Source organism: Microbacterium sp. P2_F9 (assembly GCF_056403635.1).
This window is the reverse complement of record NZ_JBFUFC010000196.1, coordinates 1-7,338: the sequence shown is the minus strand read 5'-3', so window position 1 is coordinate 7,338 and position 7,338 is coordinate 1. Positions and strand designations below refer to the sequence as shown.

General features: G+C 65.4%; 6 protein-coding genes. 2 read left to right on the top strand and 4 right to left on the bottom strand.

All coding sequences use genetic code 11. The features are described 5' to 3' along the window. Window positions 1-987 (top strand): DUF4192 family protein (locus AC1DVT_RS16435; protein WP_477390054.1); only part of this gene is annotated, 987 nt, incomplete at its 5' end. Between the two features lie 334 nt (window positions 988-1,321). On the opposite strand, the gene AC1DVT_RS16430 is transcribed toward AC1DVT_RS16435, so the two are convergent. The 4 genes from AC1DVT_RS16430 to lysS all read right to left on the bottom strand — a co-directional run bounded on the left by AC1DVT_RS16430 (window position 1,322) and on the right by lysS (window position 6,355). Then, a complete protein-coding gene (locus AC1DVT_RS16430; RefSeq protein WP_477390053.1) occupies window positions 1,322-2,269 on the bottom strand; it encodes a WxcM-like domain-containing protein in 948 nt (315 codons plus the stop codon). Window positions 2,270-2,281: 12 nt separating this feature from the next. Next, on the bottom strand, window positions 2,282-3,406 hold the full coding sequence (locus tag AC1DVT_RS16425) for a DegT/DnrJ/EryC1/StrS family aminotransferase (protein ID WP_477390052.1): 1,125 nt from the start codon (window positions 3,404-3,406) through the stop codon (window positions 2,282-2,284). A 65-nt stretch (window positions 3,407-3,471) separates the two neighbouring features. After that, entirely contained in the window at window positions 3,472-4,485 is a 1,014-nt protein-coding gene (locus AC1DVT_RS16420; protein WP_477390051.1) for a glycosyltransferase, read from the bottom strand. Between the two features lie 352 nt (window positions 4,486-4,837). Further along, on the bottom strand, window positions 4,838-6,355 hold the full coding sequence (gene lysS, locus AC1DVT_RS16415) for a lysine--tRNA ligase (protein WP_477390050.1): 1,518 nt from the start codon (window positions 6,353-6,355) through the stop codon (window positions 4,838-4,840). 134 nt (window positions 6,356-6,489) lie between these two features. Here lysS and AC1DVT_RS16410 point away from each other — a divergent pair. Further along, window positions 6,490-7,338: DUF2142 domain-containing protein (locus tag AC1DVT_RS16410; RefSeq protein ID WP_477390049.1), on the top strand; the 849-nt coding region annotated here is incomplete at its 3' end.

Genomic DNA, 7,338 nt, shown 5'->3' with positions numbered 1-7,338 from the left:
CTCGAACGCCGTGCCGACGCGTGCGGCCTACGGATGACCGACGCGCTGGTCGTCGCCGCCGACGCGTGGGGATCGTACCTCGACCCGGACCTCCTGGCCGGCGGACGATCCCTTGAGCTGTTGGACGATGAGCCCGCCGGGGCAGAGCACCTCGCGGTGGCCGACGGCGACCAGATCGCGGGGTCGGAGCTTCCGGACTGCGACTCCGTCGAACGCGAACGAGTGGGCCGCGCCCTGCGCGCGCTCGACGCTGCGGTCACGCTCGTCTGCGGGACGGATGCCGCATCCGGCCGCGCCCGTGGATATCAGGCGCCTTCGCCACAGCGAGACTCCTTCGGCCTGCCCCAGCCGCGCGCCCGGTCGAAGGAGACGGCGGGCGCCGGGACCAAGGGCCGCCCTTCGACCCCAGCAGAAGTCCCCGACTTCGATACCTTCAGTCCGGATCCTTCCGAGGAGCGCCGGATCGACCCCCTCGCCCTCGCTGCCGTATGCACTCTCGATGACCTGCCCGCTCTGTTCGAGGATGCGCTGCGTTGGGACGTGGACAACCTGCCCGCCTACGATGCCGCCACGATCATCTGGTGCCTCACCCGCCCCGCCCTGCGCGATATCGCGCTCATGGAGTGGTGCGGCGGACTCGCAGCCGGCGACGAAGCCTTCGACGCTCAGCTRCGATGCGAGTCGGGCGAGGAGTACCCGCCTCACCTCGCGATGCATATGTGGGGTGAAGGCGAGCGGCCACAGCCCGAGCGCCTCGAGAATGCCCTGGCCCTCGCCCGGCGGGCGGCGGCGGCCGCGCCGGCCAGCCTTCGCCCCGGACCCCTGGCCACGTGCGCGTGGCTGGCATGGGCGCTCGGCCGCTCGACCCACGCGGAGCGCTATGCCGTTCAGGCTTGCGACCTCGAACCGGAGCACGGTCTTGCCGAGATCGTCCGGTCGTTCGTACACGCCGGGCACCTGCCCGAATGGGCCTTCCGTCGCAGTTGAGCAAGCCCACCGCAGCAGACCAGAACTACCCCGGCATCGGGAAGCAGGGGCCCGAGCTCACACAACCCAGCGGAAGAGGATCGTCTCGCGGATTCCGATCCTGGTGATCGCCATGGGCAGCCTGTCCGTCGCGACAGACGGTGCGGGCTGGCCTCAGGGAGCCGTGCTCGGCGAACGGCTCGACGCGCTCCACCCACAAGTGCGTCGACACGCTCGACCGAAGTGGCGGTGCCCTGACATCCGAAGCCGATCGGGAGCGAAGTCTATGCCCACCGACCCTAGCGTTGAGCCGAAGCGGACGATCGTCACCGCATAAGTTCGCACGTCTCGACGCTCATCCCCTTGACGATCGCTCGTCGGGGGCGCCCCCTATGCCGGGTGCTCCTACGATCGCGAGGAACTCCTCGTAGTCGCGAATGTAGTCCTCAGCGTCGTACGCGTGCGAGGCAAGAACAAGAAGAATCGCGTCTGGGCTGTAGTCGTACTGCGTTCCCCAGGTGAGGGGCGGCATGTAGAGACCACGATCGGGACGATCCAGAACGTGCTCGACCCGCCTGGTGCCATCGTCAACGACCGCGCGCACCGACCCAGCCACGCAAATCATGTACTGCTCGCACGCATGGTGGGCGTGCTCGCCACGAATCTCACGCGACGGAACGTCATGCACGACGAAGAATCGCTTCGGGCTGAAAGGGATGTTCTTATCGATTTCACCCGCGACGAGCGAGCCCCGCATATCCACCACACTCGTTAGCGCCGTCATAGTCCCGACGGTCTCTTCGAGCGCTTTGTGCGTCTTGGCGCTCGCCGACGGCACTGTGTTGGTGTACCCGACAAGTCTTGCGGGGTTTCCAACGACAATTCCGAATGGCGGTACATCGCGAGTGACGACAGCGCCCGCCCCGATCATCGCGCCTGCACCGATAGAGAGCCCTGGCAGAAGCGTAGCGTTTGCGCCGATGGACGCCCCCCGGTGCACCACGGTCGACTCAAAACTCGCTGGCCATACACGACTTCGAGGGAACTTGTCGTTCGTGAACGTTGCATTCGGGCCGACGAACACGTCATCCTCCAGACGGATCCCGTCCCACAACTGAACCCCGCACTTGATTGTTACTCGATCCCCTACTACAACATCGTTCTCGATGAAGACACCATCACACACGTTGCAGTCGGCACCAAGTATCGCGCCGGGAAGGACGTGGGCAAATGCCCAGATGCGCGTTCCATCGCCAATCCGTGGAGACTCGCAGATCGCGTTTTGGTGAACAAATGACGCCAATGTTGCCTCCTATTATCCCAGTCGCCCAAAAATGCCAGCGACCTGTTCGACCTCGTCGTCAGTAAGTTCCGGGAACAACGGCACCGAAAGAACACGGCCCGCGAGTCGCTCTGTGACCGCAAGAGACGGACTGGCCGCCGACCGCCGAAGGGGCTGCAGGTGATCCGGGAACGGATAGTGGATGTCGGTTCGGACCCTGTGGTCAGAAAAGAGTTTACGCACCATGTCGCGGTCCTGCGCTTCGACCACCGCGAGATGTGCAATGAACGATTCATCGGCCGCGCTGTTCACCAGTCTGACGTTCGGACTGCTCAGCGCCTGCTCATATCGGCGATGGATTTCCCGCCGACGACTGTTCCAGACGTCCAAGCGTGCCAGCTTGATCCGAAGGAATGCGGCCTGAAGCTCATCAAGACGCGAGTTTCGACCTCCGCTAGTGTCAACAGAGTACTTCGACGCCCAACCATACTGGCGTTGACGCCTAATACGCGTCGCAACCGTGTCGTCTGACGTGAAGATGGCGCCGCCATCCCCTAACGCACCAAGGTTCTTCGTCGGATAGAAGCTGGTTGTCGCGGCATGACCGAATGAGCCAGCGCGGCGCGAGTCGCGGGTGGCGCCAAGTGCTTGTGCACAGTCCTCGATGACAAGAACATCTCTCGAATTCGCCCATGCCATGATGGCGGGCATATCGGCCATTGCACCGTACAAGTGTGTGACCACGACAACTGCATGGGTATTGTCAAGTTCTTGATACACAGTGTCGAGTGCTTCGGGCGTGAGGAGATGCGTCGACCGGTCCACATCTGCATAGATCGGTTTCGCACCGATCAGCTCGGCAGCTGCAGATGCGTAACCGCCGGCGTTGGCGGCCGTTATTACCCGGTCACCCGGTTGGACACCCACACCGGTAAGTGCGAGCTGAAGCGCATCGGTCCCGTTAGCCACTGCGATGGCATGAGGCACTTCGACGAATGCTTGTAGTTCTTGCTCAAACGCGTCGTGCTCGGGCCCCATTACGAACCATCCGCTCGCGAGCACACGTTCGAAAGCGTTGGTGAGCTCCTCGGTGAGGTCGGCGGCGTTGCGTCGCAGATCGTTGAACGGCACGGTGCCACTCAAATCAATGCGTGCCATGGGCGTCCAATCCTTCGCTCTCGGGCCAGTGGCTGAGTGGCTCGGCCCGCATCTTGTTCGCCAGCTCACAAACCAAGGAGATCAGCCACGAACGTTCGTGGTCCGCGGGCGAAACGCGAGTAGGAGCCGCGGTTCAGTTGCTGCAGCAGGGCACGCGAGCGTCCGGCCGTCCCCTTCGGCATCGTGCGCGCGGCCAGGAAGGAGTCCAAAGCGAGCACCTCCTCCGCACGACTGGGAATCCAAGCGATCTGGGGTCGGTCTCGTATGCGCGATGCGATGAGTCCAGTGGCAATACGATGACGCATTCGCGCCTCGCGGCGCTCATTCCGCCACGCTCTCCCCGTTTCGACGGCCGACGTTCGCGCGGACAGCTGACCTGGGTGACGGCGATAGTGCACCAGACACCGGTGGTCTGTGGCGAACTCGCCCAACAGCCGCGCGACCAGTGCCATCCATGCATCTTCGTAGAAGTAGGGATAGTGCGCGTCGGAGTCTTCCGGAAAAGGAAGAGCCCCGGCGGAGATCACGTCTGCGCGGACCGCCAGGGTTGGGCCGCTGATCGTGCCTCCGTGGATGAGTCTGCCGATCCCTCCCCCTTGGCGGAGTTCAGCGAGGTCGCTCTCGCGGAGAGTGACCAAGTCGGACAGCTTCGTGCCGAGCGAGCGGTCGGCCGCATCGATCAGATCCGCGTCCGAGAACCAAAGCGAGACATCGGGTCGCCTTGCGAATGCCTGGTCGATCGCGCTCAGCTTTTCGGGTGCCCAGAGATCATCGTGAGCCGCGAGCACGACAACGTCGCCGCGTTCCGCCGCCTCGCGCAGTGCTTTCGCGCTGTTCCGGTGCAACCCGCTCCGCGACGCGTTGCGTATTACCGTCACAGGAAAGGCCGACGACGCCGCGAAGGCCGTCAGCAAATCGAGGGTTCCGTCCGTCGAAGCATCGTCGCTTACGACCAGCGCATCGGGAGCGCGATCTTGATCGACGATCGAATCCAGCTGCGGTTGGAGAAAGGGCCCCGAGTCGCAGGTCGTCATCGCGACGACAATTCTCAAATCGGGCCCGGATCCTGGGCTGCTCATCCGTCGATCGTAGCCGCTGGGTCGCCCGCTCTCCGGGACCCGACGTCCGACAGCGCGTGGTCGAGCGTCGAGTAGATCAGCACCGATAGGTATCGGACGCACCTGCCTACGTGAGCAGCCCCATGGATTGCGGCACGATCGACCGGGAGAACTCGGTGGCGGTCGCGAAGCCTCCGCCCACTTGCGGGCCGCGAGTCCTCCACGGATTGCTGAACCGGACGGCCCTTGCGTCAGGGCAAACCAAGATCGATGACGCGCCGTAGATCGCCGATCCCCGCTGGTCGTGCATGCGTCGGGCCAGCCCCTGCCGCAGGGGTGGGCGTTCGAGCGATCGCGCGTGGGCGCGACGAGGCTACTTGACGAGCGGGAAAAGGATCGTCTCGCGGATGCCGAGCCCCGTGATCGCCATGAGCAGGCGGTCGATGCCCATGCCCATCCCGCCCATTGGGGGCATGCCATGCTCCATTGCCCGGAGGAACTCCTCATCGATGCGCATCGCCTCGAGATCGCCGCGCGCGGCGAGCTTCGCCTGCCCTACGAAGCGCTCTCGCTGGATGACCGGGTCGATGAGTTCGGAGTAACCGGTCGCGAGCTCGAAGCCTCGGACGTAAAGGTCCCACTTCTCGACCACGCCGGGGATTGCACGGTGCTCACGCACGAGCGGGCTCGTGTCGAGCGGGAAGTCCATCACGAACGTCGGCCGGGTGAGGCCGCTCTTGACGTGGTGCTCCCAGAGCTCCTCGACGAGCTTGCCGTGCGTCGCGTGCGGCGGGGCGTCCACCCCGGACTCGGCCGCGAGTCCGAGCAGCTCGGCGAGCGAATCCTCCGGCGTGATGGCGTGACCGATCGCCTCAGACAGCGACCCGTACATCGAGAGGCGCTCCCACTGGCCGCCCAGGTCGTACTCGGTGCCGTCCGCCCATATCACCGTGGTTGTTCCAGCGACCGCGACTGCGGCGTTCTGGATCAGCGCCTGGGTGAGGTCGGCGATGCCGTTGTAGTCGCTGTACGCCTCGTAGGCCTCGAGCATTGCGAACTCGGGGCTGTGCGTCGAGTCCGCACCCTCGTTGCGGAAGTTGCGGTTGATCTCGAACACCCGCTCCAGCCCGCCGACTACGGCGCGTTTGAGGAAGAGTTCGGGCGCGATCCGCAGGTAGAGGTCGGCGTCGAACGCGTTCGAGCGCGTGACGAACGGACGAGCGGATGCCCCGCCGTGCTGCACCTGGAGCATCGGGGTCTCGACCTCGAGGTAGCCACGGTCGCTGAACGTCTGGCGCAGGCTGGCATTGACCTTCGCGCGAGCGACGACGGTCTCCCGCGCTTGGTCGCGGACGATGAGGTCGAGGAACCGGCTGCGCACGCGGCTCTCCTCACTCAGCTCGCCGTACATGTTCGGCAGCGGCAGGATCGCCTTCGAGGCGATCTGCCACTCCGCCACCATGATCGACAACTCCCCACGGCGGCTGGAGATGACCTCGCCACGGACAAACACGTGGTCGCCGAGGTCGACGAGTTCCTTCCACTCCTGGAGGGACTCCTCGCCGACGCCGGCGAGCGACACCATCGCCTGGATGCGGCTGCCGTCGCCTGCCTGCAGGGTCGCGAAGCAGAGCTTTCCGGTGTTGCGGCTGAAGACGATGCGCCCGGCCACGGCTGTCGTGAGCCCCGTCTCGGCACCGGCCTCCAGCGTGCCGAACCGCTCCCGCAGAGCGGGGATGGTGTCGGTGACCGGCACGGCGACCGGATAGGCGCCACCAGCGGCATCCGTCCGCTGCGCGATCAGGCGCTCGCGCTTGGCAAGGCGGACGGTCTTCTGCTCGAAGACATCCTGGTCAGGGGTCTCGGCGGCAGGCGCGATCGAATCGGTCATGTCTCGGGGGCTCCTCGGTAGTCGGCGCCAAGTCTATCGGCGGGCGCATGAGCGGCCCCTGAGCAGTCGCGTCAGCGCGCGCAGCGGCCGGCGGCCTCATCGCCCCATACGATGGCGCGATGAGGATGCCGGCATTGACGACCCTGAAGCGGATCGCGGCGATCAGCATTCCGCTCCTCTTGTTCGTCACGCTCGTCGCCTGGGGCTTCACGAGCACGGTCGGGTCGAGCCCCGATGACGACTACCACTTGCCGTCGATCTGGTGCGGCCTCGGTGAGCGGGCTGGGTTGTGCGAAGACTCGGGCGACTCTGCCACCCGCCTCGTACCGGCGATCGTGGCGGATGTGGCGTGCTTCGCGTTTGAGTCGGGGATCAGCGGCGCGTGTTGGGATGCCTCTGCCACCGGACTCAGCGAGGCCCGGCACCTCAACACGGGGCCGCAATATCCTCCGCTCTTCTACGCGGCGATGTCCACAATGGCAGGACCCGATGTGCAGATCTCTGTGCTCCTCATGCGAACTGCCAACGCGCTCCTCGCAGTAGGTCTGCTCACCGCTGCCTTCTTCGCGCTTCCGCGTGCACTCAGGCCCTCCCTGCTCGTCTCCACACTGACAGCTATCGTTCCGCTGGGCCTGTTCATCATCCCCTCGACCAATCCCTCGTCATGGGCACTGCTCTCCGCAGCCCTGACCTGGATCTGTCTGCTCGGCACCTTCCGAACAATCGGCCGACGGCGGATCCTACTGGCAGCGCTCGCTGTCCTGGGCGCGATCGTCGGGGCGGGCGCGCGAGCGGACGCCGCGGCGTTCGCCGTGTTCGGTGTGATCGTCGCATTCGTTCTTGGTGCCCGGCGCGGTCTCCCGGTCCGTGTCCCGCTCGCCACCGGTGGCGCCATCACCGTCATTTCGGTCGCCTTCTACCTGGGTGCGGGCCAGGGCCACGCGCCCGTCGTCGGCCTGGGGATCGACGGTCCCGCGCTGAGC